Below are 25,801 nucleotides of genomic sequence, written 5' to 3' on the forward strand. Positions count from 1 at the left end.
CCTCCAAAAGTCCCCTTGTGTATATAAATGTGAATGGAGGGGCGCAAACAGTCAAGCTATCCGTAAGGGCACCCTCGCCGGGCGGACAGCCCCTCGGGGGAGGCCCGGCCGTCAGCCTTCATACATCCAGTCCTCTTCGGACGCCTCATGGGACGCGGCCCTCCCCGGCCGCCGGGACACGACGACGCCGAGCGGCGCCGCCAGCAGGCAGATCGCCAGGACGACGGCCACGCCGCCGCGGATCGACCACAGTCCCAGCGAGAGCATGGCCTGGGCGACCGCGACGTTCACCACGATCGTCACGGCCCCGGACGCGACGACCCGGGCCGGCGGGGACAGCCGGGGCAGCAGCGGCCAGACCGTCAGGGCGGGGGCGGTCAGCAGGAACACCAAGGTCAGCAGGCCGGTGTAGGGGGAGGTGTCGCCGAGCAGGGTGAGGACGGCGCCGGCCAGACCCGCGGCGGAGACGATCGGCGCGAGCGGATGGGACGAAGGAGGCATCACGACCCCAGCACGTGGAAACGCTCGATGAGGACGAAGGCCCACAGGGCCAGCAGCGGCCAGACCGCGTACCCGAGCCACCGCAGCACCGGGCGGGCGCCCCGCCGGGGCAGGCGCCCCCGGATCCGGGCGACCTCGCGGACGACCAGGACGACCACCAGCAGCACCGTGACCGGCACTCCCACCGGCGTCCAGGGGGTCCGGCCGATGGAGAACGGAGCCGGCGGCGCCACCTGGGGCGCCGGCCCCGGCTCGACGCGCAGGGCGAAGACGTCGGCGTCCCGATGCCGGAAGACCGGGCGCAGCTCCGGCGCGGACTCCAAGGCCTTCACCAGGCGGGGGGCGTAGTCCTTCGGCAGCGCGAAGAAGTAGTGGTTGTACTCCTCGTTGCTGCGCGTGGTGAGGAAGAAACCGCCCGGGCGCTGCCGGAGGGCCTCCAGGATCGGCGTGATGTTCTCCGGCCGTCGCGGCGCCTGCAGCTCGGTGTAGTCCCACCGCTCCTGCGCGGACAATCCCCAGGGGGCCTGCGGGAACGCGCCGATCGGTCCCTTGCGCCCGGTCTGCCACACCAGGTTGACGCGACCCTGGGGGGCTTGCCGCAGGATCTCGTGGAACGCCTGCACCTCGCCCGGCCTGACCCGCTCGAAGTTCTCGTTCCCGAAGCGCACGAACAGGAACGACCCCGCCACCAGCAGCCCGCACACCGCCGCCGCGCCCACCGCCCGCGTCGGCCGCGACACCGGGACCGCGGCCGGGAAGAACAGATAGGCCGTCAGCAGGCAGGCGCCCGGCAGGATGAACAGGTACACCCGCAGCGTGATCTCGCCGCCGTAGTGCTGCAGCCCGATCGCCAGGAACGGCGCCAGCAGCAGCACCGCGGCCACCCGGTCGTCCAGCCGATGGAGCCGCCGCCGGCACAGCCCGCACAGCGCCAGCACCACCATCGCCACCGCGATGAGGACCCGGGTCTGTTGGATCGTCGCCAGCTCCGCGCTGCTCCGGGTGATCCGCTCGCCGACGCTGGCGCGCAGGATGCCGAGCAGGTTCCCGATCCCCGAGAACAGGCTCTCGCTCTGCCCCTCCCAGTACGCCTTGGCCATGTAGCCGATCCACGACGCGGTGAGCACCGCCATCAGGACCGGCAACCCGCGCAGCGTGCACCGCCCCGCCAGCACCAGCGCGGTCACGGTGAACAGCATCAGGTACGGGGTGAGCTGATGCGTCGCCACGGTGATCACGACGATCCCGAGCACCACCGCCAGCGCCGCGATCCGCTCGCCCGTCTCCGGGCGGCCCACCGGCCGCTCGCCCGGCGCCGGCCCCCTCTTCGGCCCGAGCGACAGCCACCCGCGCCCGGGCGGCCACGCCGACTCCTCCGTGCGCGGCATGAACCGGTTGAGCAGGATCCCCACCAGCAGCAGGTACAGGGCGAACCCCAGACCCTGGGGGGCGAAGTAGTCCTGCCCCACCCAGTCGGCGGCCACCAGCAGCCAGGCGGCGGTCCACTTGGCCCGCCAGTCGGCCCACACGACCCGCAGGATCAGGTAGTACGCCGCCAGGTACAGCAGCTCCAGCCCCACCGGGGACCAGTGCATGATCGGTTCGAGGTCCTCGATCCCGGCGGCGTGGGCGATGAAGCCGACCGCGGCGAAGAACCCCGGCCAGCTGTAGCGGGCGTCCAGCAGGACATGGGGCTCACCGGTCCGGGTGATGTACTCCACCAGCCCCAGGTGCTGCCAGGCGGTCGGCGGCCGGGCCGTCTCCTCCAGCGCCGGGGCCAGCCCGTGCAGCGCGAACACCAGCGCCACCAGCTGCACGGTCAGCAGCACCCGCCGCGGCCGGGGCAGCGCCAGCGTGGCGAAGAACGTCACCACCAGCACGAAGGCCCCGACCAGCGTGGCGATCGGCAGCACGGAGATCAGCCCGTAGCCGTTCATCGCCGCCAGGTCCACTCCGCGCAGCGGCGCCCAGTACAACGCCAGCCCGACCAGGAAGCACGCCGTCAGCACGCCGACGGCGCGGCCGTGCGGGACGGGCCGGACCCGGGCGAGGGGCTCGGCCGCGGGCGGGGCCTCCCGCTCCTCGGACAGGATCGCCATCACGCACCGCCTCGCCTCGCGGCGGTGCAGGCCCGCCGCAGCGACGGGGCGATCGCCGCGGCCACCGCCGTGTTGACCCCCAGCACCACCCAGCCGATCGCGGTGAGGTCGGTTCCGTCGAACACCAGCGGCACCGCCGCCAGCACCGCCAGGAACCGGACGCCCTGCACCAGGGCGATCGTCCCGGTCGCGGAGCGCACCCGCAGCACCCCGACGTGCATCTCGATCAGCGCCTTGGGCAGGATCGCCACCGCCAGCAGCCTGAGCAGCGGAGCGCCTTCGGCGGCGTACCCCTCTCCCAGCAGCGTCAGCGCCGCCGGGCACAGCAGCACCACCAGCACCACGGTCGGCGTCATCAGGGCGAACGTGCGCCGCAGCGCCGCCCGGGTCGCGGCGGCCAGTACCGAGGAGTCGAACGCCCCCTCCACCGTGAGCGACAGCGACAGGGTGAGCGCCAGCAGCTCCAGCATCATCCCCAGCGCCCACGCCATCTGGAAGTAGGCGTTGACCGCGTCGTCCCGCAGGTGGGCGGTCACCGCGACCGGCACCAGGCTGACCGCGGCGTACTGGAACACGCCCCCCAGCCACCCGCCGCCGAAGTACCGGACGATGTCCCGGCGGGTGGGCCGCTCTCCGCGCCCCAGGTTGTCCGCCCGGTGCCGGGGGATCAGCCGGCCGAAGATGAGCGCGTTGACCGGCACCAGCGCCGCCAGCACCGGGACGAACCACGACAGCACGATCCCGTCGTCCGGGTGCAGCGTCACCGCCAGCACCACCAGCAGCGCCATCTTGGCCGCCCCGAACGCCAGGTTGACCACCGGCACCCAGGTGGCGCGCCGGAGCCCGGTGAACACCGCCTCCTGCTGGTTGAACAGGTTCCACGCCACCGCCAGCAGCACCAGCCACAGACCCGCCCCCGCCGTGCCCAGATGCCCGTACACCGGCGCCCGGGACGGCACCACCAGCCAGAACCCCACCGCCAGCAGCGCGGCGGCCGACGCCCCGAGCCCGTAGCAGGCCAGCACCAACCGCCCGGCGGCCCGGGCGGTCTGCGGCAGGAACCGGATCAGCAGGAAGTTGAGCGTGGTCACCCCGCCGAGGAACATGATCGCCTGGATGACCGCCCAGTTCCGGCCGACCAGGCCCGGATCGTGGTCGTACAGCAGCGCGCCCAGCGTCCAGTACGCCAGCCCCAGCAGCCCGGTGAACGCCCCGTTGGCGACCAGCGCGTAGGCGTTGCGGAAGAGCGGATCGGCCATGTCGCCGCGCACCCCGCTGATCACGGAGCGCACGGGGTTGCGCCCGGCCCGCCGGGACCGGGTCCGCTCGGCCGTCCTCATCGCCGCGCCCTCCGGGCCGCGTACCGGGCCCTGCGCACCACCGCATAGCCCTTGGTCAGCGCACGGTCCAGGGCATAGGTCCGCAGCACGCCCCGGCCGTGCACGATCCGGGCGAACGTCTCCGGCCCCATGTCCCACCGCACCGTGAGCCGGGGCAGGGCCAGCACGTTCTCTCCGCGCGCCCCGCGCCCCCCGCGCGGCAGTCGGTTGGCGACCGCGCACGCCGAGCGGTATCCGGCGGCGGCGACCGCCCGCCGCACCCGCCGGCTGGAGTAGCCATAGGGGTAGGCCATCGCGGCGACCGGCCGGCCCAGACGCTGCTCCAGCAGGTCCTTGCTGCGGGTCAGCTCCTCGGCCAGCGCCGTTCCGGGAAGCTGGTCGAGCTGCGGATGGCTGTGGCTGTGCCCGCCGATCTCCACGCCCTCCGCGGCGGCCTCCCGGATCTGCGACCAGGTCAGCATCCGGTCCAGCGGCCGGCCCGCCGCCGTCTCGCCCGCATCGGCCAGCCAGCCGGTGGTCACGAACACCGTCGCGGTGAACCCTCGGTCGGCCAGCACCGGCAGGGCGTGCTCGTGGAAGTCGGCGTACCCGTCGTCGAACGTGATCGCCACCGGGCGCGCCGGCAGCGTCCCCGCCCCGCGCAGCGCGGCCGCCAGCGCCGACACCGTGACCGGGGTGAACCCGTGGTCCGCCAGCAGCGCCATCTGCGCGGCGAACGCCTCCGGGTGCACCGCCAGCCGTCGGGTGGCGGCGGACGGACGCGGGTTGACCGAGTGGTACATCAGCACCGGCACCGCGCTCACCGCCGGACCTCCGTCGGCACGGTCCTCCGGCGCGGCGGGCGCCGCACGGTCGCCGTGCCCACCGCGTACCCCCAGGCGGTCCACGCCAGCCCGACCGTGATGGCCGCGGCCCGTCGCAGCCCCGCCGGCTCTCCGCGGACCGCCTGCGCCAGACCGCGCCGGACGCCGCGCGGCAGGGTGCGCAGCGCGTGGACGCGTTCGCTGGCCAGCCCGTCGTGGACGCCGACGCTCCGGGTGACCAGCGCCTTCGACAGGCCCTCGGCGTAGCAGCGCCGCCGGAAGTAGGCGAAGCGGGCGCGTTCGGGCGGGACCCGGTGCCAGATCACCGCGTCCGGGTCGTACACCAGCTCCGCCCCCGGGCTGCGCTGCCGCAGCCGGATGCAGAACTCGGTCTCCTCACAGCCCAGCGGGCGGCGGTGGAAGGAGCGGCCGATGCCCTCGGCGAACCCGCCCGCCACCGCGAACGCCTCCCGTCGGAACGAGGAGTTCCCGCCCATCAGGTTGCGGATCGGCCCCGGCGTCATACCCGCATAGGTGCAGCCGACCGTCCAGTCGAACTCGGCGGGGAACCACTCCGGTCGCCGTCCGCTCTCGGCGGGGACGGCGGCGTTCAGCAGCGGATGGGCCGGATCGAGCAGCTCGGCCGCGGCCGGCGAACCCGGCCACAGCGCCAGCGTCCGGCCGCCGACCCCCAGCACCGCCGGGTCCTCGTAATGCTTGGCGAACGCCGCCAGCCAGCCCGGCGCGGCCACCGCGTCGTCGTCCAGGAACGCCACCGCCTCGCCGCTGGCCGCCGCCACCCCGGTGTTCTTGCCGCCGGACAGGCCGCGGGCGTGCGTGTTCGGCACCACCACCAGGTCCCGCAGCTGCGCCGCCAGCCGGTCCCGCAGCTCCGGGTTGTGGTCGACGACCAGGATGATCTCGTGCGGGGCGTGCCGCTGGGCCCGCACCGACGCCACCGCGGCCAGGATGTCCTCCCAGCGCCGCTGGGTGTACACGCAGATCACGACCGAGATGTTCATGGACGCCTCACCCACCGTGAACGCAGCCGGGCGTACGCCTTGAGCAGCCGATCGGCGCGGTCGTAGAGCCTGCGGTCGCCGAGCACCGCGCTGCGCGCCCTGATGAGCGGCGCGGTGCGTGCCCAGTGCAGCGCCGCGCCCGCCGCGTACCGCGACAGCGGCCGGGCCACCCGGCCCTCGGCGATCGGGATCTCCCGGCTGGTCAGCCCCTCTTTGAACTCCTTGCCGCCGCGGCCCATCGCGATCTCGGTGATGCCCGCCGCGGCGCAGCTCTCGGCCAGTTTCAGGTGGCCGATCATGCCGGGCGAGTATCGGCCGAACGCCGGATCGTAGGCCGGGAACCAGCCCGCCATCACCGTTCCGCACCGCAGCCCCAGATGCGCCGACACCGGCCGGTCCCCGGCGTACAGCACGCTCAGCACCCCGAACCCGGTCTCGTGGAAGTGCCGCACCAGCGCCACGATCCACGGCCGGGCGAACCGGTCGCTGCGGCCGGTCCGCACGTACTGGGCGGACTTCCAGGCCATCAGCCGGTCCAGCTCGGCGGGGTCCCGGCAGTCGAAGACGTACCGCAGCTCGCCGACCTCGCGGCCGAGCTTGCGCTCCTTGTAGCGGATCGTCTTATGGGTCTTGGGGGAGGCCGCCCGCACCTTGGCCACGAACGCCTCGAACCCCCCGGACAGGTCCATCACCGGCGCGAGGCGGCGCGCCGCATGGAAGGGGGCGAACATCGGCTGGTGCGCCAGCAGATGGTCGAAGTCCCACACCCCGAGCCGGCACTCCCGCAGCAGCCGCCGGGCGTCCAGTCGCAGGTCGGGCGGGGCGATGATGCCCTGCAGGTCGGTCAGCCCGAACCCGACGGGATGGCCGACCCCCGCCCGGCCCCGCTGGTACGGGAAGAAGGCCGCCACCTCGCCGCCGTCCTCCACGACCGCCACCCGCACCCCGTCGCGGAACCGGTCCACCCCCAGCACGAACTCCGGCGCCAGGAACGGGTTGCCCAGCTCCGGGTCGGTGCGCTGCAACCGGCGCCAGCGGTCCAGCTCGACCGGGCCGAGTTCGTCCGGCCGCACCACGGTGATCTGCATGGCCCCGCCCCTCACTCGACGGTGCTCAACGCGGGCAGGGCCTCGGCCGGGGCGCGGTCCGGCTCCGGGCGCTCCAGCGGGCCCGCGAACCGTAACCGGATCATGGTCTTGAGGACCCGCCAGCCGTCCCGGAAGGTGTTCAGGTTGGACTGCCCGTGCCGGCGCTCGGTCTCATGGCTGGGCACCTCGGCGATCCGCAGGCCGGCGCGCACCGCGTTCACGCACATCTCGGTCTCGATCTCGAAGCCGGTGGACCGCAGGCACAGCCGCTCGACCGCGTCGCGGCGCATCGCCACGTAGCCGTAGCACAGGTCCGACCAGTGCTGCCCGTACAGCAGGTTGGCCAGCTTGGTGAGCATCCGGTTGCCCAGGCTGCGCAGCCCGGTCAGGTCGTCCGAGCCGCCGCCGCAGCCGTACCGGGTGCCCTTCACGAAGTCATAGCCCCGGCACAGCAGCGCCAGGAACGAGTCGAACTCGGCCGGATCCATGCTGCCGTCGGCGTCCAGCATGATGATCAGGTCGCAGGTCGCCGCGGCCATGCCGGTGCGCATCGCCGCCCCCTTGCCGATCGGCGGCTCCACGATGATCTTCGCGTCCGGGCGGATCGCCAGCGCGACCTCCACGGTGCCGTCGGTGGACTGCCCGTCGACGATCACGACCTCGTCGACGGCGGTCAGCCGCGGCATCAGCCAGCGCAGGTTGTCGGCCTCGTTGAGGGTCGGTATCACCGCCGTGACCGTGGGCCATTGAATGCGGCGCCCGGCCGGCTCCAGCCGGGATCCGGGGGCGGTCGAGGAGGCGTCGCGGGAGCCGCCGGCGACGCCGGCCGGACGGCGGGAGTGCACGGGACTCCCCGTCGCGTCCCCGATTCCCGCCTCCTCAGGCGGCGATTGGTCCCATGACGTCGTGAGATTTCGCACTGAGCACTCCCTCAGGTGACACAGGCCGACAATGCGTCCGGCGGGTCGCCGCCGGAACGGGTTCCCAAATCACTGCGAGGGGGGTTCAGGCGATCGGGGCTCACGCGGTCAGGCGGGTGAGCGAGCTCAACGGGACGTGTAACCAGCTCGGCCGGTTGCGCGCCTCGTACCGGACCTCGTACACGGCCTTGTCGAGCTCGAACGCCCGCAGCAGCACCCGGTGCGCCCCCGGATCCGGCCCGCCGCCGTCGGCGTAACCGCGGCAGAAGGCGTCCCGGTTGCGGTCGGCCCACTCCCTGGCCCGCCGCTCCAGCAGCGCCCACTGCGTCGGGTCGGACTCCCGGTGATGCACCCCCGGAGGCCCCGACAGCAGGAACCACGCCGCGTACTCGAACGACCGCAGCATCCCGGCCACGTCCCGCAGCGGATGCGCCGGGGCCCGCCGCTCGGCCAGCGTGCGCGCCGGCTCGCCCTCGAAGTCCAGCAACACCCACCCCCGATCGGTCCGCATCACCTGGCCCAGGTGGTAGTCCCCGTGGATCCGCTGCACCGGCACCGGCCGCTCCAGCTCCGCCAGGTCCCGGTAGGCGGCCCGGATGGGCTCGGCGTACCGGGTCAGCTCCGGCACGTCCGTGCACGCGGTGACCAGCTGCTCCTCCATGCGGGCGGCCGCCTCGCGCAGCGCCCGCGGCGGCACCTGACCGGCCCCGAACGCCTCGGCCAGGTCGCGGTGGACCGAGGCGGTGGCGACGCCCAGCCGCTCCGCCTCGGCCGCGAAGTCCCCGCCCGCCTGATCGGCGGACACCTCCGGCGGACTGCCGTACAGGTCGCGGACGCTGGTGGTGGCCAGCTGCCAGCCGTCGGACGCCGTGCGCAGGAACTCCGACAGCATCCCCACCGTCGCCGGACGGTCCCCGCCCCGGTCGCCCAGGTCGGTCAGGCGCATCTCCGCCCACCCGTACAACCGGGGGATGTGCCGGCACCCGGCCTCCGTCAGCGCCAGGTTCAGCTCCAGGTCCGGGTTCACGCCCGGGACGATCCGCCGGAACATCTTGTAGATATAGGCCTCGCCGTACACCAGCGAGGTGTTGCTCTGCTCGGCGGTGCTCGCCAGCGACGTCAACCCCGTCTCCACCTGCGCGCCGGGCACCCGGTGGAAGCTCAGCGGCCCCACCCGGGCCTCGGCGGCTAGGCACTGCAGCAGCACACCGGTCAGCTCCGGATCGTGCGCGGCGTCGTAGACGTGCACGCCGTCCAGCGCCAGGATCTCGGCATAGCGCAGCCGGTCGGGCAGCCGATGCCGGAACCCCAGCAGCAACTGGTACAGATCGCGGGCGCCGTCCTGGCGCACCGCGACCAGCGTGTGCCGCAGCTCGGGCTCCTCCGCTCCGGGCGGCCCGCCCGGGCCGGTCAGCCGTGTGCCGGAGACGATCTCGACCTGTGCGATCTCCCTGCCCTTGCCGGCGAACCACCGCTGCCGGGGGAGCCAGCCGATCAGAGCCTGTTCGATGTCGCGGTCGGACGGCCGCACGAATCATCTCACCTCGTCTCCTGCCGGGGGGTCGGTCCGCGGAACGGGTTGTTCCTGCCCGGTCGCGCCCGACGTCTCGGCGGGGCGCTCCGGCGGCGGCAGCACGAACCAGTAGAAGCCGTGGCCCGGCAACGTCAGCAGGTAGGGCAGCTCGCCGATCGCCGGGAACTGCACTCCGCCCATGCACTCCACCGGCGTCGACCCCTCGAACCTGCGCAGGTCCAGCTCCACCGGCTGCGGGAAGCGCGACAGGTTGTTGACGCACAGCACCCGGTCGTCGCCGTACTCCCGCACGAACGCCAGCACGCTCGGGTTGGACGCCGGCAGTTCCACATAGCTGCCCAGCCCGAACACCGGATGCCGCTTGCGGATCTCGATCATCTTGCGGGTCCAGTGCAGCAGCGAGTTGGGGTTGTTCTGCTGCGCCTCCACGTTGACCGCCTGGTACCCGTAGATCGGGTCCATGATCACCGGCAGGTACAGCCGGGCCGGGTCGCACCGGGAGAAGCCCGCGTTGCGGTCGGGCGTCCACTGCATCGGGGTGCGCACGCTGTCGCGGTCGCCGAGCCAGATGTTGTCGCCCATCCCGATCTCATCGCCGTAGTACAGCACCGGGGAGCCGGGCAGCGACAGCAGCAGCGCGGTGAACAGCTCCAGCTGGTTGCGGTCGTTGTCCAACAGCGGGGCCAGCCGGCGCCGGATGCCGATGTTGGCCTTCATCCGCGGGTCCTTGGCGTACTCGGCGTACATGTAGTCCCGCTCTTCGTCGGTGACCATCTCCAGCGTCAGCTCGTCGTGATTGCGCAGGAAGATGCCCCACTGGCAGTTCTCGGGGATCTTGGGGGTCTGCGCCATGATCTCCGAGATGGGGTAGCGCTGCTCGCGCCGCACCGCCATGAAGATCCGCGGCATCACCGGGAAGTGGAACGCCATGTGGCACTCGTCGCCGCCGGTGGCCGGATCGCCGAAGTACTCCACCACGTCGGCCGGCCACTGGTTGGCCTCGGCCAGCAGCACCCGGTCCGGGTACAGCCGGTCCACCTCGGCGCGGACCCGCTTGAGATAGGCGTGGGTCTCGGGGAGGTTCTCGCAGTTGGTGCCCTCCCGGGCGTACAGGTAGGGCACCGCGTCCAGCCGGAACCCGTCGATGCCCAGGTCCAGCCAGAACCGCAGCACCTCCAGCATCGCCTCCTGCACCGCCGGGTTGTCGTAGTTCAGGTCCGGCTGGTGGGAGAAGAATCGGTGCCAGTAGTACTGGCCGCGCACCGGGTCGTAGGTCCAGTTGGACGCCTCGGTGTCGACGAAGATGATCCGCGCGTCCGGATACTTGTCGTCGGTGTCGGACCACATGTAGAAGTCGCCGTACGGCCCGTCGGGGTCGGTCCGGGACGCCTGGAACCACGGGTGCTGGTCGCTGGTGTGGTTCATCACCAGGTCGGCGATCACCCGGATGCCGCGCCGGTGGGCCTCGTCGACCAGCTCCACGAAGTCGCCCAGGTCGCCGAACTCCGGCAGGATCTTGGTGTAGTCGCTGATGTCGTAGCCGCCGTCCCGCAGCGGCGACTCGTAGATCGGCAGCAGCCAGATGCAGTCGATGCCGAGCCACTGCAGATAGTCCAGCCGCTGGATCAGGCCGCGCAGGTCCCCGGTGCCGTCGCCGTTGGAGTCGCTGAACCCGCGGACCAGCACCTCGTAGAACACCGCGTGCTTGTACCAGTACGGGTCCCGGGGCCGTTCATGGGTGAAGGTGTCGGGAATGGGGTCGCCGGTCAGCTGGATCGCATCGGAGGGCACGTCGCCGAACGAGCCGGCGGCGCGCGCGGCGCCCTGCTCGTCGAGCTCGCCGCGTTCCTCCGGCATCACGCCGGCGGGCGGGATGTCGGTCAATTCTTCCTGCTCCGTAGCGTGAAGATGTGGGCCGGGCGGATGTGGGGGTCCAAACGGACGTAGTTGGCCTGCCCCCAGTCGTAGGACTCGCCGGACAGCTCGTCGTGGACGGTGAACCGGTCCTGCCAGTCCAGGCCGAGGGCGGGCATGTCGAGGTACACGGTCGCCTCGCGGACGTGGTGCGGGTTGAGGTTGACCACCGCCAGCACCACGTCCTCGCCGAGGCGTTTGGAGAAACAGATCAGCTCTGGCTGGTCGGGGTTGTGGAAGTGCAGGTTGCGCAGCCGGTGCAGCGCCGGGTGCTCGCGCCGGAACGCGTTCAGCTTGGTGATCAGCGGGGCGATGGAGCGGCCCTCGCGTTCGGCCGCCGCCCAGTCCCGCGGTTTGTACTGGTACTTCTCCGAGTCCCGGTACTCCTCGCTGCCCGGGCGCACCGGCTCGTTCTCGATCAGCTCGTATCCCGAGTACATCCCCCAGGTCGGCGACAGCAGCGCCGCCAGGATCGCGCGGATCTCGAACGCCGGGCGGCCCCCGTGCACCAGGTACTCGTTGAGGATGTCGGGGGTGTTGACGAACACGTTCGGCCGCATGTAGACCGCCGCGTCCCCCGCCAGCTCCCGGAAGTACTCCTCCAGCTCCTGCCGGGAGTTCTTCCAGGTGAAATAGGTGTAGGACTGGTGAAAGCCGATCTTGGCCAGGGTGTGCATCATCGCCGGCCGGGTGAACGCCTCGGCCAGGAACAGCACGTCGGGGTCGGTGCGGGCGATGTCGGCCAGCAGCCGCTCCCAGAACGGCACCGGCTTGGTGTGCGGGTTGTCCACCCGGAAGATCCGCACCCCGTGCGACATCCAGTACCGGACGATCCGTCTGACCTCCCGGTAGATGCCCTCGGGGTCGTTGTCGAAGTTCAGCGGATAGATGTCCTGGTACTTCTTCGGCGGGTTCTCGGCGTAGGCGATGCTCCCGTCGGCCCGACGGGTGAACCACTCGGGGTGCTCGGTGACCCACGGGTGGTCGGGGGAGCACTGCAGCGCCAGGTCCAGCGCCACCTCCAGGCCCAGCTCGCCGGCGTAGGCCACGAACGCGTCGAAGTCCTCGATGGTCCCCAGGTCCGGGTGGACGGCGTCGTGCCCGCCCTCGGGCGAGCCGATCGCCCACGGCGAGCCCGGATCGTAGGGACCGGCGGTGAGGGTGTTGTTGGGGCCCTTGCGGAACGTGCGCCCGATCGGATGGATCGGCGGCAGATACACCACGTCGAAGCCCATCTCCGCGATGGCGGGCAGCCGCTTCATGGCGGTCCGGAACGTCCCCGACATGGGACCGCGGCGCCCCATCGGGTCGAAGGAGGCCCCCTCGGACCGGGGGAAGAACTCGTACCAGGAACCGAACAGGGCGCGCTCGCGATGCACCACCAGCGGGAACCACTCGCTGGTGGTCACCAGCTCGCGCAGCGGATAGCGGGCGAGCAGGTCGGAGACGTCCGGGGTCAGCGCGGCCTCCAGCCGGGCGGTCGCGGGGATGGTCGGATCGGCCAGGTCGCGGGCCAGGCGGGTGAGCGGGGCGCGCTCGTGCGACGGCAGCCCTTCGGCGGCGCGGGAGAACAGCCGGGCGCCCTCGGCGAACATCAACTCCACGTCCTGGCCGCGCGGGATCTTGATCTGCGCGTCGTGCCGCCACTGCGCGATCGGGTCGCCCCACGCCTCGATCCGGAAACGCCACAGGCCCGGCTCGGTCGGCGTCACCTCGGTGGCCATCCGGTCGGTGCCCGGCGCCTTCTCGCGCATCGGCAGCAGCGGTCCGGTCTTGCCGAGCGGGTCGCGCAGCACCACCCCGGCGCCGAGCCTCTCGTGGCCCTCGCGGAACACCGTCGCGCTGACCTCGAACGTCTCGCCGACCACCGCCTTGGCCGGCCAGCGTCCGCAGCCCACCACCGGCTGCACGTCCAGGATGGGGATGCGGCCGATCACCGGGGCGGGCGCCGGATCGGGATCGGAGGGCGCCGCCCGCCGCGCATTCGGGCGATCATCGGGCAGATTTCGATCCCGCGCCGTCTTCTGGTCCACCCGCATACCTCACCCCTTGCCTGTTCTTTGCCACCAAAACGGGCAAATTCGCCCGCCTCTCGATCGGCCAGAAAGGACATGCCCGCCTCCGAGGGCGCACCGCGCCGCGGCTTGCGTTAACTTTCGGCAACTTCTTGCGCGCGTGTCGCCAAGCCGATTTGTACGGCGCGCCACGGTGCGGTATCGCCGCGGCGGGACCGGACGCGCACCCGACCGCCTCCCGATGCCCCGCCGTCCCCCATCGCATCGGCGCGGACGCGTGATGAACGATCTACGGCGGCAGGGTTCGGTAACCCCCGGGGTGATCTGCCGGGGGAGGGGTCGCGGGGCGCGGCGTGCAACGCATAGCGTGAACAGACGTGAAGGCAATCCGACGATTCACCGTCCGCACCGTGCTGCCGGAGCGCCTGCGCGGCCTGGAGGAGCTGGTCGGCAATCTGCGGTGGTCGTGGCACCACGAGACGCTGGAGCTGTTCCGCTCGATCGACCCGGCGCTGTGGGAGTCGGTCCGGCACGACCCCGTCCGGCTGCTCGGCGAGGTGCCTCCGGACCGGCTGGCGGTGCTCGCCGAGGACCGGCGGTTCCTGCGCCGGCTCGACGCGGCGTTAGACGATCTGCGGGACTACCTGACCGGCCCGCGCTGGTACCAGTCCGCGGTGAACGAGGACGCGCCGCGCGCCATCGCCTACTTCTCCCCGGAGTACGGGATCACCGCCGCGCTGCCGCAGTACTCCGGCGGCCTGGGCATCCTGGCCGGCGACCACCTCAAGACCGCCAGCGACCTCGGGGTGCCGATCATCGGGGTGGGACTGCTGTACCGGCACGGCTACTTCTCCCAGTCGCTGTCGCCGGACGGCTGGCAACAGGAGCACTATCCGGCGATCGACCCGGGCGGGCTGCCGCTGACCCTGCTGCGCGAGCCGGACGACGGCACCCCGGTGCGGGTGGCGGTCGGGCTGCCGGAGGGCCGCACCCTGCACGCCCAGATCTGGCTGGCCCGCGTCGGCCGGGTGCCGCTGTTGCTGCTCGACAGCGACGTGGAGGCCAACGACCAGGCCGCCCGGAACGTCACCGACCGGCTGTACGGCGGCGGCACCGACCATCGGCTGCTGCAGGAGCTGCTGCTGGGCATCGGCGGGGTCCGGGCCATCCGCGCCTACTGCCGGATCAGCGGGCACCCCTCCCCGGAGGTCTTCCACACCAACGAGGGACACGCCGGCTTCCTCGGCCTGGAGCGCATCCGCGAGCTGATCGACGAGCACGGGCTGTCGTTCGACGAGGCCCTGGAGGCGGTCCGGGCGGGCACCGTCTTCACCACCCACACCCCGGTCCCGGCGGGCATCGACCGGTTCCCCCGGGAGCTGATCGGCAAGTACTTCGGCGGCTCGGCGGCGCTGGAGGGCGTCCCCGTCGACCGGGTGCTGGCGCTGGGGGAGGAGACCTACCCCGACGGCGACCGCACCGTGTTCAACATGGCCGTCATGGGCATGCGGCTCGGCCAGCGCGTCAACGGGGTGTCCCGGCTGCACGGCCGGGTCAGCCGGGAGATGTTCGGCGGGCTGTGGGGAGGCTTCGACGTCGCCGAGGTCCCCATCGGCTCGATCACCAACGGCGTGCACGCCGAGACCTGGGTGGCCCCCGAGATGCTGGACCTGGCCGTCCGGGAGACCGCCTCGGGACCGGACGAGGGCGGCTGGGACGGCGTGCTGTCCGTCCCCGAGGCCGAGATCTGGCGGGTGCGCCGGCTGCTGCGCGAACGGCTGGTGCTGGAGGCCCGCCGTCGGCTGCGGGAGTCCTGGCGGCAGCGCGGCGCCTCCGAGGCCGAGACGGCGTGGATCGACGACGCCCTCGACCCGGACGTGCTCACCATCGGGTTCGCCCGCCGGGTCCCCTCCTACAAGCGGCTGACGCTGATGCTGCGCGACCCTGAGCGGTTGCGCGCGCTGCTGCTGGACCCCGAACGGCCGGTGCAGATCGTCATCGCCGGCAAGGCCCACCCCGCCGACGAGGGCGGCAAGCGCCTGATCCAGGACATCGTCCGCTTCGCCGACCGCGAGGACGTGCGGCATCGGATCGTGTTCCTGCCCGACTACGACATGGCGCTCGCCCAGGTGATGGTGGCCGGGTGCGACGTGTGGATGAACAACCCGTTGCGCCCGCTGGAGGCCTGCGGCACCTCCGGGATGAAGGCGGCCCTCAACGGCGGGCTCAACCTGTCCGTCCGCGACGGCTGGTGGGACGAGTGGTTCGACGGCCGCAACGGCTGGGCGATCCCCTCCGCCGACGGCCTGTCCGATCCCGACCGGCGCGACCGGCTCGAGGCGGCCGCGCTGTATGAGCTGATCGGCGACCACGTCACGGTGCTGTTCTACGACCGGGACGCCTCCGGCCTGCCGCGCCGTTGGCTGGAGATGGTCAAGCACACCCTGGCCACGCTGGGCCCGAAGGTCCTGGCCACCCGCATGCTCCGCGACTACGTCCACGGCCTGTACGCCCCGGCCGCGGCCTCGGCCAGGGCGATGGCCGTCGACGATTACGCCGGGGCCCGGGAGCTGGCCGCCTGGAAGGCCAAGGTCCTCAAGGCCTGGCCCGGCGTCACCATCGACCATGTCGAGTCGGTCGGCGAGGACAGCCCTCAGGTGGGCGCGTGCCTGAACGTCCGCGCGGTGGTCTCCCTGGGCGACCTCACCCCCGGCGACGTCGCCGTGGAGGCCGTCTACGGCCGCGTGGACGAGTCCGACGCGATCGTCTCCCCCTCCTATGCGGAGCTGACCGCCGAGGGTCCGGAGGGCGGCCGGGTGCGCTACGTCGGGGACATCCCCTTGGACCGCAGCGGGCCGTTCGGCTACAGCATCCGGGTGATCCCCCGCCATCCGCTCCTGGCCAGTCGCACCGAGCTCGGCCTGGCGGTGCTTCCGCCGTCCCCGTCCGGCATGACCGACGGCGACTTCCGCTGATCCGCCCGCCGATCCGCCGGCGGGCCGGCGGACGCCGCCGTCGTCGGCCGCCGTCGGGCGGCGGGACCCGCGCCCGTCCCGGCGGCCCGGCCGGCGGGCGTGTCGGCTCAGGCGTTCGGCATGGCCGCATAGGCGGGGGCGAGCGCGTCGACCAGGGACCGGCGGCGGACGGAGACGGCGAGCGGATCCAGCAGCCGCAGCAGCAGGTCCGGCGGACCGGGGACGGCGGGACGATCCTCGCGCGGGTCGGCCGGGGAGGGGCGCGGCGCCCAGAAGTCCTCGGCGGTGAGCGGCTCGTCGGCCGCGTCGAAGGGATCGGCGGGGCCGGCGTCCCGGCGGCCGCCGCGACGGCGCAGGGCGGCCAGCAGGCGTTCCCGGGGGCGGCCCCGCCACTCCAGCAGCAGGAACGGGTCGCGGCCGACCGCCTCGGCCATCAGGTGCAGCACGGCGGCGGCGTGCTCGCACGGCCCGCCGTAGCCCGGGCAGTCGCACATCACGTGCAGGTCGTCGACCGACTCGGGGAGCAGCCGGACGCCCCGCCCGGCGAAGACCCGTTCGATCTCCCCGGGCATCGTCCCGGCCGACAGCAGGGCGCACAGGTCGGGACGGGACGCCAGCCCGGCCTCCACCGCCCGCCAGGCGTCCTCGTCGAGGGCGGCGATGCCGACGGCCACCTCGTGCGACCCGGTGCCGGGGCCCCGGACGCGGGCGCCGACCTCGTGCGGGCGCACCGTCAGGCCGGTCACGCGGCCGCGGCGGGCCAGCTCCCGGCCCCGGCGCATCCTCTCGCGGTCGCCGGACGACTCCAGCACGGCGCGGAGCCGCCGCGACCACCACGGCCCGTCGTCCGCGCCCGGACCGCCGCGCGTCCCGGCCCCGCCGCCCGCCGGGGCGGGGGAGGCGTGATCGGGGGCGCCGCGGGGGACCGTCACTCGCTCACCGCCTCGGGGGAGAGCCGCAGCAGCTCGCGCAGCTCGGCGACCGACAACTCCGCCAGCCACTCCTCGCCGGCGCCGACGACGGTGTCGGCCAGCGCCTTCTTGCGCTCGATCATCTCGTCCACCCGTTCCTCCACCGTCCCCACGCAGATGAAGGTGCGGACCTGCACGGCGCGGGTCTGGCCGATCCGGAACGCCCGGTCGGTGGCCTGGTCCTCCACCGCCGGGTTCCACCACCGGTCGACGTGGATCACATGGTTGGCGGCGGTCAGGTTCAGCCCCGTCCCGGCGGCCTTGAGCGACAGCAGGAACACCGCGGGCCCGTCCTCGGTCTGGAACCGCCGCACCAGCTCGTCCCGACGGTGCTTGGGCGTCCCCCCGTGCAGCCACAGCACCGGCCGGCCCAGCCGCGCCGCCAGGTACGGCCGCAGCATCGACCCGAACTCGGTGTACTGGGTGAACACCAGCGCCTTCTCGCCGTGCGCGACGATCTGGGCGCAGATCTCCTCCAGCCGCTCCAGCTTCCCCGACCGGCCGGGCAGCCGGGAGCCGTCCTTGAGCAGGTGCGCCGGGTGGTTGCACACCTGCTTGAGCCGGGACACGGTGGCCAGCACCAGGCCCCGTCGCGTCCGCTCGTCGGCCTCGGCCAGCCGCGCCAGCATGTCGTCCACCGTCGCCCGGTACAGCGACGCCTGCTCGGCGGTGAGGTTGCAGTAGACCTTGATCTCCTGCTTCTCCGGCAGGTCGGCGATGATCGACTTGTCGGTCTTGAGGCGTCGCAGCACGAACGGCGCGGTCACCCGGCGCAGCGCCTCCGCCGCCTCCGGATCCCCCCGCTCCTCGATCGGCTTGGCGAACCGCTCCCGGAACGCCTCCCGCGGCCCCAGCAGCCCCGGATTGACGAATTCCATGATCGACCACAGTTCGGTCAGCCGGTTCTCCACCGGCGTCCCGGTGAGCGCGATCCGGTTGCGCGCCGGGATGCTCCGCATCGCCCGCGCCTGCCGCGTTCCGCTGTTCTTGAGCGCCTGCGCCTCGTCGCAGATCACCCGTCTCCACTCGATCCCCGCCAGCGCGCGCACGTCCCGCGTCGCCGTCCCGTACGTCGTCAGCACCAGGTCCGCCCGCCGCGCCGCCTCCGCGAGCCGCTCCCCCCGCCGCCGTCCGCTTCCGTGGTGCACGTGCACCCGCAGCTTCGGGACGAACCTGGCCGCCTCCCGCTGCCAGTTCCCCACCAGCGACATGGGCGCCACCAGCAGCGTCGGCGCGACCCGCGCCCCGCCCGAGCGCTCCAGCGCCAGCAGCGCCAGCGTCTGGACGGTCTTCCCCAGCCCCATCGAGTCGGCGAGGACGCCGCCCAGCCCCAGGTCGTCGAGGAACTTCAGCCAGGCCAGGCCGCGCTCCTGGAACGGGCGGAGGGTCGCGGTGAAGCCCTCGGGGGCCTCGACGGGGGCGAGGCGGCGCTCGGCCTCGCCGGACAGCAGATCGCCCAGAGGACCGTCGGCGCGCACGCCGAGCAGGGGGAGCGTCTCGTCGCCGGCGTGGACGGCGGCGCGCACGACCTGGCCGGCGGTCATGGCGCCGGTGCGGGGGCGGCGCAGGAACTCCAGGGCGGCCTCGAGCCGGGCCTCGTCCAGCTCGACCCACCGGCCCCGAAGGCGGACCAGGGGCGCCTTGAGCCGGGCCAGCTCGGTGAGCTCCTCCTCGGTGAGGGGGTCGTCGCCCACGGCCAGATCCCAGCGGAAGTCGACCAGGGCGTCGGGACCGAGACCGGAGGAGCCGGAGGAGGCGCTGGGCTCGCCCCGAGAGCGGACGGTGAGCCGCATGCCGAGCCTGTCGCCGGTCCCGGCGCGGTCCGCCCACCGCGGAAGCAGGACGCCGAACCCGGCGGCGGACAGCAGCGGGGCGGCCCGCCGCAGGAAGCGGAACGCGCCGGCCGTGTCGGTGCGCAGCTCGGCGGGGGCGGGGCCGTCCAGCGCGCGGGCCAGCTCGGGGAACAGCCGCAGCGCCCGGCCCAGGCCCGCCAGCAGGGCCCGTCCGGCGTCGGGCAGGGAGGCGGCCGCGCCCGCCCAGACGGCCGCGGCGGGCACGTACAGGCTGGGATCCTCGCTGCTCTGCAGCGCGAACTCGATGCGCCAGGCCTCCTCGGGCGGCTCGGGCTCGACGAGCCGGAAGCAGGTGCGCAGCGGGCCGGACGGACCGGCGGCGGAGGCGGCCCAGGCGTCCAGTTCGGCGGCCAGGCCGGCCAGGTCGTCGCCGGGCTCGACCCGGACCCGCGGGTCGGGTCCGGTGAGGGCGGCGAACCAGCGTTCGGCCAGGGGGAGGGGGTCGGGGGCCCGGCCGCGCCGGGGCGGCAGCAGCGGATGGGGCACGACGCCGCGCACGATCGTGTCGACCAGGCAGCCGAGGGCCTCCCGGAGCACCTCGCCCGCCGGGCGGCCCCCCTCGGCGGCCCGGCAGGCGGGGGGCATGGCCGCGGCCAGCCGGCGCACGCGTTCGGCGTCGTCGGGGACGGGCCGCCATCGGGCCGCCGGGACGCCGTCCTCCCGACGCAGGCTCGGCAGCGCCCGGCCGCGTCGCACCAGGTCGGCGGCGACCTCGGCGAGCAGCGCCAGATAGCGCAGGTCGGCGCCGGGCACCACGTCGGCGGCGCCTTCGGCGTGCCGCAGCAGCGCCATCGCGGCGAACGGATCGAGCGCCGTCGCCGGCACCCGCCATCTCCGCAGTTCGGGGGCTCCGTCCGGGGGCCGGACGGCGGTCAGCTCGGGGGAGGGGACGGGTCGCCCTTCCGCGGTCGGCAGCAGCAGGTCGAGGGTGATCCGCGCCCCGCGGCGGAGGAACGGCGCATAGGAGGTGCCCGTCAGATCGGCCGCGAACGGATGCGCCCCGTCCCCGCCCGGCCGCTCCGGGGGGCCTTCGGCCCACAGGCACAGCGCACCGCCGTGCCAGACGGCGTGGGCGACGAGCATCGCGGGAGCCCTCCGTTTCGCGACGGCCTCACGGCGGCGGGCGGCCTCTCCGAACCTCCACGGGCCGCTCGCGAGGCCTCACAAGCTAGCAGCGGCCACCGACGCCACGGGGGCATCGGGCGGCGCGCCGGTACCATCCGGGTATGCGGCAGGAGTTCCGAAAGGCTCTGGTGACCGGCGCCTCCAGCGGGATCGGGGAGGCCTTCGCACGGCTGCTGGCGGCGCGCGGCGCCGATCTGGTGCTGGTGGCCCGGCGCGATGACCTGCTGCGGCGGCTGGCCGAGGAGCTGTCGACGCGTCACCGGGTCGGCGTGGAGGTCCTGCCCGCCGACCTGACCGATCCCGGCGATCTGGAGCGGGTGGCCGGCCGGCTGACCGACGAGCCGGTCGACCTGCTGATCAACAACGCCGGGTCCGCCGCGTTCGGCCCGTTCGCCGAGGTCCCCCCGGCCGAGCGGCTCGCCGAGATCGACCTCAACGTGACGGCGCTGACGCGGCTCACCCACGCGGCCCTGCCGGACATGCTCCGGCGGGGGAGGGGCGGGGTGCTCAACGTGGCGTCCATGGCCGCCTTCACCCCGTCGCCCGGCAACGCCGTCTACGGGGCGACCAAGGCGTACGTGGCCGCGCTGTCGGAGAGCCTGCACGCCGAGGTGATCGGCAGGGGCGTGCACGTGACCGCGCTGTGCCCCGGGTTCACCCGCACCGACGAGTCGGCCGGGCCCGATCTGATCTGGCTGCGCCGGCAGGACGTGGCCCGCGCGGGCCTGGAGGCGGTGGCGGCCGGCCGGGCCCTGTGCGTCCCGGGCGTCCAGTACAAGGTGGCGCTCCCGGCGCTGCGCACGGCGCCCAGGACGCTGCTCCGCACGGCCGTCGACCGGACGTGGCGGCGTGCGGCGCGGACCCGGACCGGCGACTGACCCGGCCGGCCGCCGGGGATCTCCGCCGACCGTCGAGGGCGGAGCGCGGCGTCGGGGAACCGCGTCGCCTTCACCGGCGTCCAACCCGGTACACCAAACCGGTACAAAGGTGATCGGGATGGCGTTCTCGGGGGCCTCGTCGTCATCCCATGCCTTCCGGCGCCGAAGCCCTTCCGATCCGCGCGGGCGAAGATAGGGTGACGGGGGAGCGATGGAGGGAGCAGTCACGTCCGGGGACCGCATCGGCCACTACCGACTCATCCGCACGCTGGGCGAGGGCGGGATGGGGGTCGTTCACCTGGCCGAAGACCCCCAGGGCCGGCACGTGGCCATCAAGGTGCTGCGCCCGGGCGTGGCCGGGGACGCCACGGCGGTGCGCCGACTGGCCCGCGAGGTGGACTCCATGCGGCGGGTGCACAGCCCGCACGTCGCCGAGATCCTGGACGCCGACGTCACCGCCCCGCAGCCCTACATCGTCACCCAGTACGTTCCGGGCCGCACGCTGGAGGAGATCGTCGAGGATCCCGACGGCGGCCCGCTGTACGGTCCTGCGCTGCAGCGGCTGGCGGTGGGGCTGGCCTCGGCGCTGTCGGCGATCCACGGCGCCGGGATCATCCACCGCGACCTCAAGCCCGGCAACGTGATGCTGCTGGACGGCGAGCCGATCGTGATCGACTTCGGGATCGCGCAGGCCGCCGACGCGACCCGGTTGACCGCCACCGGCATGGTGATCGGCACGCCGGGCTATCTGGCCCCGGAGATCATCGAGGGCGAGGACGCCGGACCGCCCTCGGACGTGCACGCCTGGGCCGCCACGGTGGCGTTCGCGGCGACCGGGCGGCCGCCGTTCGGCACCGGCCCGTTCGAGTCGATCTTCTACCGGATCATGCAGGGGCGGCCCGACCTGGACGGGGTGCCCGAGGCGCTGATGCCGGTGATCCGCGCGGCGATGGCGCGCAATCCGGCGGAGCGGCCCACCGCGGTGACGCTGGTGCAGCTGACCCGGCGGATCCACTTCGAGGCCACCATCACCGACCAGACCCGGGTGGACTCCTTCCGCTCCGAGCCCCGGCCCGAGCACCGATCCGGGCCCCGGCCCGAGCGCTCCGCCGCGCCGCCTCCGGCGGAGGATCCGCCGACCCGGCGGCTGGACCAGGTCGGCGAGTTCGCCATGCCGCCTTCCTCCGCCTCGTCCGCCTCCTCCGTCTCGTCCGCCTCGTCCCCCCGCCGGACCGCCCCGCAGCCGCTTCCGCCGCCCGAACCCGCTCCCGCTCCGGCTCCCGCCCCGGCGCAGCCCGAGGACTTCGTGGGACGGCTGCCGCCCGCGGCCCCGCCGCCCGGCCCGCCGCCGGCGCCCGGCCCCTACGACCGGCCCTACGCGGCCCCGTCCGCCCCGGCGGCGACCGAGCCGCCCCGGTGGGGTCCGCAGCCGTATCCGCAGCCGCAGCCCCCGACGCCGGCCCCCGGCCCTCCCCCCTACGCCCCGTACCCCTCCTCCGCGGGGCGGCCGGCCACCGGGCACTCCCCGGCGCCTCCGGCGGAGGCGACCGCGCCCGACCAGGTGCGCAAGCCGTACGGCTGGTATCGGGTGCTGAACTGTCTCCTGCTGGCCGCGCTGCTGGGGTTCGCCTGGCTGGCCCCGGTGCTGGCGGTGCTGGCGACGATCGGCGGCACCCTGCTGCTGCGCATGGGCGACCGCGCCGCCAAGAAGCTGGAGTCGCGGCGGACGCTGCGCGGTCCCCGCTCCGGGGACGCGGTCGGGGCGGCGCTGCGTTCGCCGCTGGCCCTGCCGGGCGCGCTGGTCACGACCGCCCTGCTGTCGGCGGCTGCGCTGAGCACGGTGTTCGTCGTGCTGCTCGCGGTGCTGGTGGCCTCGCCGGATCTGAGCGCCACCCGCAGCCTGGCGGTCGGGGCGATGGCCGTGATCGGGCTGCTCACCCTCGCCCCGGGCAGCGGGGCGCCGCGCCGCCAGCTCGTCCGGATCTGGGGGGCGGTGGCGCCGCGCCGCGAGGTGGCCGCTCCGGTGGCGCTGGCGGTGGGGCTGTTCGCGGTCGTGCTGATCGCGCTGTCGTACGGGGAGACCCCCGACCTGTATCCGTTCCCGTCGCTGGGGCTGCGGCTGGACGCCCTGCGCGACGAGATCCGCGGCATCGGCGACCTGTGGCCCTGGTAGCGGCCGGAGCCGCGGACGCCGGCCCCGGAGACCGGGCGGGCGGCGCCCGGTAGGGTCGGGCCTGTCGGAACCTTCATGCGGAAGTCCATGAACCAGCGATCGGGAGAACTCATCGGGCGGATCGGCCCTTACCGCGCGCTCGCCCGGGTCCGGGCGGACCGGACGGGCGTGGTCTACCGGGGCACCGACCCGGCCGGACGGGACGTGGCGATCCGCGAGCTGCCGCCGGAGCTCGTCGCCGGCGACGCCGAGCGGCGCCGTCTGGCGGAGGAGATCGCGGTGCTGCGCCGGGTGCTCAGCCCGCACGCCGCCGACGTGCTGGACGGCGATGCGCACGCCGAGCCGCCGTACGTGGTGACCCGGTACGTGCCGGGGCGTTCGCTGGCCACCGCGGTGGCCGGGAAGGGGCCGCTGCGCGGCGCCGCGCTGCGGCGATTGGCGCTGGGGCTGGCCAGGGCGCTGACGGCGGTCCACGAGGCGGGCGCGGTGCACCGGGACCTGCGGCCGGGGACCGTGCTGATGGTGGGCGGCGAGCCGGTGGTCGCCGACTTCGGACCGGTGCCCGCGCCGGGCGCGGCCGGGGTCGGCGAGCCCGCCTATCAGGCTCCGGAGGTCGTGGCGGGAGAGATCGCCACCGCCGCCTCCGACGTGTACGCATGGGCGGCGACCGTGGTGTTCGCCGCGACCGGACGGCCCCCGGCCGGCGCGGGCGCGCCGCCCGAGGAGGTCCCCGAGCCGCTGCGGCCGGTGCTGACGGCCGCGCTCGCCCCGGAGGCGACGGCCCGCCCCGCCGCGAGCGCGCTGGTGGAGGCGGTCGCCGCCGTCGACCTGGGGCCGCCGGAGGAGCCGGCGGCGCCGGTCGTGCAGGCCGCGCCGCGCGACGACACGGACGTCCCGGCCGTGCCCCGGTCGGGGCGTCCGTCGCCGACGCCGACGGCGCCGCGGGTCGAGCTGGGGCCCGCGTGGTCGAGGCTGCTCGCGGCGCTGACCGTGGTCCTGGTCGCCGCCGCGGTGATCGTGGTGCCGGCGGCCGGCGCGGCGGCGGCCGTGCTCGGGGCGGTGGTGCTGCGGACCCTGGACTCGGCGGCGGCCAGGGGCGCGGCGTCGCCCGGGCCCGGGGACGCGGGACGGGCGCTGTTGCGGACCGCGCTGACGCTGCCGTACGCCGCCGCCGTCGCCGTGGCGGTCACGGTCGCGCTGGTGGCGATGGTGGCGGTGGACGTCCACGCCGCGCCGCTGTGGGCGTGCGCATGGGGGGCGGGCGCGGGCGTCGCGGCGCTGTGGGCGGCCCCCGGCATCGGGGCGCCCCGCCGTCAGCTGGAGCGGATGTTCGCCCGCCTGGCCCCCGACCCCCGCAGGATCGTGCTCGTCGGGACGGCGCTGGGCGCCCTGGCCTTCCTCACGGTGGTCGGGACGGTCTCGTTGACGCCCAGCTTCGCCCCCTTGTACGGCTTGCAGAACACGCTCGTGGCGGCCCTCGAACGGTTGCAGAACGCCTTGTCCTGACCTTTCCGCAAGGCCTCGGCGATGTGACCTTCGCCACTTCGTCCGTCTCGGTCCGCCGGGTCGGCGAGGGCGTTCCCGGGAGCGGGCGGTGCGCCGCACACCTTCTCTCACCGGCCGATTTGCCGGTATGCTACTGGTGGGTAACATTTGGGGTGCACGGCTTGGAACCAGGACCCGGAGCCGAAGCCGGTTCGGCCGTTTGGCAGGCTGGTGCGCATCAGCTCCGCGTCGACCCGCCCGGGCGGCGCCCCAGGCCCGCTCACGGCGGCCATATTGAGTGCAGGGAGGTCGGTCGACGGCCATGAACATCGTCGTCTGCGTGAAGCAGGTTCCCGACACGGAGAGCCCGCGCAAGTTGAAGTCCGATGACAACACGCTCGACCGCGGCGCGGCCGACGGTGTCATCAACGAGCTCGACGAGTACGCGATCGAGGAGGCGCTGCTTCTCAAGGAGGCCCATGGCGGGGAGGTGACCGTCCTGACCATGGGTCCGGAGAAGGCCACCGACTCGATCCGCAAGGCGCTGGCGATGGGCGCCGACAAGGCCGTCCACCTCGTGGACGACGCGCTGGCGGGCAGCGATGCGCTGGGCACCTCTTACGCGATCCAGCAGGTCCTCGGCCGGATCGGCTTCGACCTGGTGATCTGCGGCTCGGAGTCGACCGACGCCCGCACCGGCATGCTGCCGGCCATGCTGGCCGAGCGGCTGGGCGTGCCGCAGCTGACGCTGTCCAGCAAGGTCGAGATCGACGGCTCGACCATTCGGGTGCAGCGCCTCACCGACTACGGCTACGACAAGGTCGAGGCCGCCCTGCCCGCCGTGGTCAGCGTGGTGGAGAAGATCAACGAGCCGCGGTACCCCTCGTTCAAGGGCATCATGGCGGCCAAGAAGAAGCCGGTGGAGACCCTGAGCGCCGCCGACGCCGGGATCGAGGCCGACAAGGTCGGCCTGGCCGGTGCGGCCAGCGAGGTGGTCGACGCCACCGAGGCCCCGCCGCGCGCCAAGGGCCAGATCGTCACCGACGAGGGCGATGGCGGCGTGAAGATCGCCGAGTTCCTCGCGTCGAAGAAGTTCATCTGAGAA

Annotated in this window: 17 protein-coding genes; 5 read left to right on the forward strand and 12 right to left on the reverse strand. The window is 73.8% G+C overall.

The window, feature by feature from the left end; all coding sequences use genetic code 11:
* Positions 1-111: 111 nt before the first annotated feature.
* The 10 genes from EIO00_RS02980 to EIO00_RS03025 all read right to left on the reverse strand — a co-directional run bounded on the left by EIO00_RS02980 (position 112) and on the right by EIO00_RS03025 (position 13,158).
* Positions 112-504 carry a hypothetical protein gene (locus EIO00_RS02980; RefSeq protein ID WP_140175329.1) on the reverse strand — a complete coding sequence of 131 codons (393 nt, stop codon included), beginning with the start codon at positions 502-504 and terminating at the stop codon, positions 112-114.
* Entirely contained in the window at positions 501-2,600 is a 2,100-nt protein-coding gene (locus EIO00_RS25490; RefSeq protein ID WP_140175330.1) for a hypothetical protein, read from the reverse strand. Before EIO00_RS25490 ends, EIO00_RS02980 begins: the two co-directional genes overlap by 4 nt.
* Positions 2,600-3,940 carry a hypothetical protein gene (locus EIO00_RS02990; protein WP_140175331.1) on the reverse strand — a complete coding sequence of 447 codons (1,341 nt, stop codon included), beginning with the start codon at positions 3,938-3,940 and terminating at the stop codon, positions 2,600-2,602. Before EIO00_RS02990 ends, EIO00_RS25490 begins: the two co-directional genes overlap by 1 nt.
* A complete protein-coding gene (locus EIO00_RS02995; RefSeq protein WP_241661077.1) occupies positions 3,937-4,743 on the reverse strand; it encodes a polysaccharide deacetylase family protein in 807 nt (268 codons plus the stop codon). Before EIO00_RS02995 ends, EIO00_RS02990 begins: the two co-directional genes overlap by 4 nt.
* Positions 4,740-5,765 (reverse strand): glycosyltransferase family 2 protein, encoded by a 1,026-nt coding sequence (locus EIO00_RS03000; protein WP_140175332.1) that lies wholly within the window; start codon positions 5,763-5,765, stop codon positions 4,740-4,742. Before EIO00_RS03000 ends, EIO00_RS02995 begins: the two co-directional genes overlap by 4 nt.
* A complete protein-coding gene (locus EIO00_RS03005; protein WP_140175333.1) occupies positions 5,762-6,853 on the reverse strand; it encodes a GNAT family N-acetyltransferase in 1,092 nt (363 codons plus the stop codon). The genes EIO00_RS03000 and EIO00_RS03005 overlap by 4 nt, the downstream gene beginning before the upstream one ends.
* 11 nt (positions 6,854-6,864) lie before the next feature.
* Positions 6,865-7,698 carry a glycosyltransferase family 2 protein gene (locus EIO00_RS03010; RefSeq protein WP_241661078.1) on the reverse strand — a complete coding sequence of 278 codons (834 nt, stop codon included), beginning with the start codon at positions 7,696-7,698 and terminating at the stop codon, positions 6,865-6,867.
* A gap of 175 nt (positions 7,699-7,873) precedes the next feature.
* A complete protein-coding gene (locus EIO00_RS03015) occupies positions 7,874-9,304 on the reverse strand; it encodes a maltokinase N-terminal cap-like domain-containing protein (RefSeq protein ID WP_140175334.1) in 1,431 nt (476 codons plus the stop codon).
* Between the two features lie 3 nt (positions 9,305-9,307).
* Positions 9,308-11,083 carry a maltose alpha-D-glucosyltransferase gene (treS, locus tag EIO00_RS03020; RefSeq protein ID WP_241661087.1) on the reverse strand — a complete coding sequence of 592 codons (1,776 nt, stop codon included), beginning with the start codon at positions 11,081-11,083 and terminating at the stop codon, positions 9,308-9,310.
* A gap of 104 nt (positions 11,084-11,187) precedes the next feature.
* On the reverse strand, positions 11,188-13,158 hold the full coding sequence (locus tag EIO00_RS03025) for an alpha-1,4-glucan--maltose-1-phosphate maltosyltransferase (RefSeq protein WP_206664017.1): 1,971 nt from the start codon (positions 13,156-13,158) through the stop codon (positions 11,188-11,190).
* Positions 13,159-13,613: 455 nt separating this feature from the next.
* Between EIO00_RS03025 and glgP the strand changes: the two genes are divergently transcribed.
* Positions 13,614-16,211, forward strand: a complete 2,598-nt coding sequence (gene glgP / locus EIO00_RS03030; RefSeq protein WP_140175336.1) for an alpha-glucan family phosphorylase — start codon at positions 13,614-13,616, stop codon at positions 16,209-16,211.
* A gap of 107 nt (positions 16,212-16,318) precedes the next feature.
* On the opposite strand, the gene EIO00_RS03035 is transcribed toward glgP, so the two are convergent.
* On the reverse strand, positions 16,319-17,143 hold the full coding sequence (locus EIO00_RS03035) for an SWIM zinc finger family protein (RefSeq protein WP_241661079.1): 825 nt from the start codon (positions 17,141-17,143) through the stop codon (positions 16,319-16,321).
* Complete coding sequence (locus EIO00_RS03040) at positions 17,140-20,118, reverse strand: DEAD/DEAH box helicase (protein ID WP_140175337.1); 2,979 nt, start codon at positions 20,116-20,118, stop codon at positions 17,140-17,142. The genes EIO00_RS03035 and EIO00_RS03040 overlap by 4 nt, the downstream gene beginning before the upstream one ends.
* Positions 20,119-20,261: 143 nt before the next feature.
* Between EIO00_RS03040 and EIO00_RS03045 the strand changes: the two genes are divergently transcribed.
* The 4 genes from EIO00_RS03045 to EIO00_RS03060 all read left to right on the forward strand — a co-directional run bounded on the left by EIO00_RS03045 (position 20,262) and on the right by EIO00_RS03060 (position 25,798).
* Positions 20,262-21,038 (forward strand): SDR family NAD(P)-dependent oxidoreductase, encoded by a 777-nt coding sequence (locus EIO00_RS03045; RefSeq protein ID WP_140175338.1) that lies wholly within the window; start codon positions 20,262-20,264, stop codon positions 21,036-21,038.
* 211 nt (positions 21,039-21,249) lie between these two features.
* Entirely contained in the window at positions 21,250-23,211 is a 1,962-nt protein-coding gene (locus EIO00_RS25495; protein ID WP_140175339.1) for a serine/threonine-protein kinase, read from the forward strand.
* Positions 23,212-23,298: 87 nt separating this feature from the next.
* Positions 23,299-24,717, forward strand: coding sequence for a serine/threonine-protein kinase (locus EIO00_RS03055; protein WP_161602633.1), 1,419 nt, complete (start codon positions 23,299-23,301; stop codon positions 24,715-24,717).
* A 301-nt stretch (positions 24,718-25,018) separates the two neighbouring features.
* Positions 25,019-25,798 (forward strand): electron transfer flavoprotein subunit beta/FixA family protein, encoded by a 780-nt coding sequence (locus EIO00_RS03060; protein WP_140175341.1) that lies wholly within the window; start codon positions 25,019-25,021, stop codon positions 25,796-25,798.
* The last annotated feature ends 3 nt before the right edge of the window (positions 25,799-25,801 follow it).

It is taken from the genome of Thermomonospora catenispora (assembly GCF_006363815.1).
GTDB lineage: Bacteria > Actinomycetota > Actinomycetes > Streptosporangiales > Streptosporangiaceae > Thermomonospora > Thermomonospora catenispora.

Coding starts and splice junctions, on each gene's coding strand:
- EIO00_RS25495 (WP_140175339.1), top strand. CDS start 21,250: ATGGAGGGAGCAGTCACGTCCGGGGACCGCATCGGCCACTACCGACTC.
- EIO00_RS03005 (WP_140175333.1), bottom strand. CDS start 6,853: ATGCAGATCACCGTGGTGCGGCCGGACGAACTCGGCCCGGTCGAGCTG.
- EIO00_RS02990 (WP_140175331.1), bottom strand. CDS start 3,940: ATGAGGACGGCCGAGCGGACCCGGTCCCGGCGGGCCGGGCGCAACCCC.
- EIO00_RS03040 (WP_140175337.1), bottom strand. CDS start 20,118: ATGCTCGTCGCCCACGCCGTCTGGCACGGCGGTGCGCTGTGCCTGTGG.
- EIO00_RS03000 (WP_140175332.1), bottom strand. CDS start 5,765: ATGAACATCTCGGTCGTGATCTGCGTGTACACCCAGCGGCGCTGGGAG.
- EIO00_RS25490 (WP_140175330.1), bottom strand. CDS start 2,600: ATGGCGATCCTGTCCGAGGAGCGGGAGGCCCCGCCCGCGGCCGAGCCC.
- EIO00_RS03060 (WP_140175341.1), top strand. CDS start 25,019: ATGAACATCGTCGTCTGCGTGAAGCAGGTTCCCGACACGGAGAGCCCG.
- EIO00_RS03045 (WP_140175338.1), top strand. CDS start 20,262: ATGCGGCAGGAGTTCCGAAAGGCTCTGGTGACCGGCGCCTCCAGCGGG.
- EIO00_RS03055 (WP_161602633.1), top strand. CDS start 23,299: ATGAACCAGCGATCGGGAGAACTCATCGGGCGGATCGGCCCTTACCGC.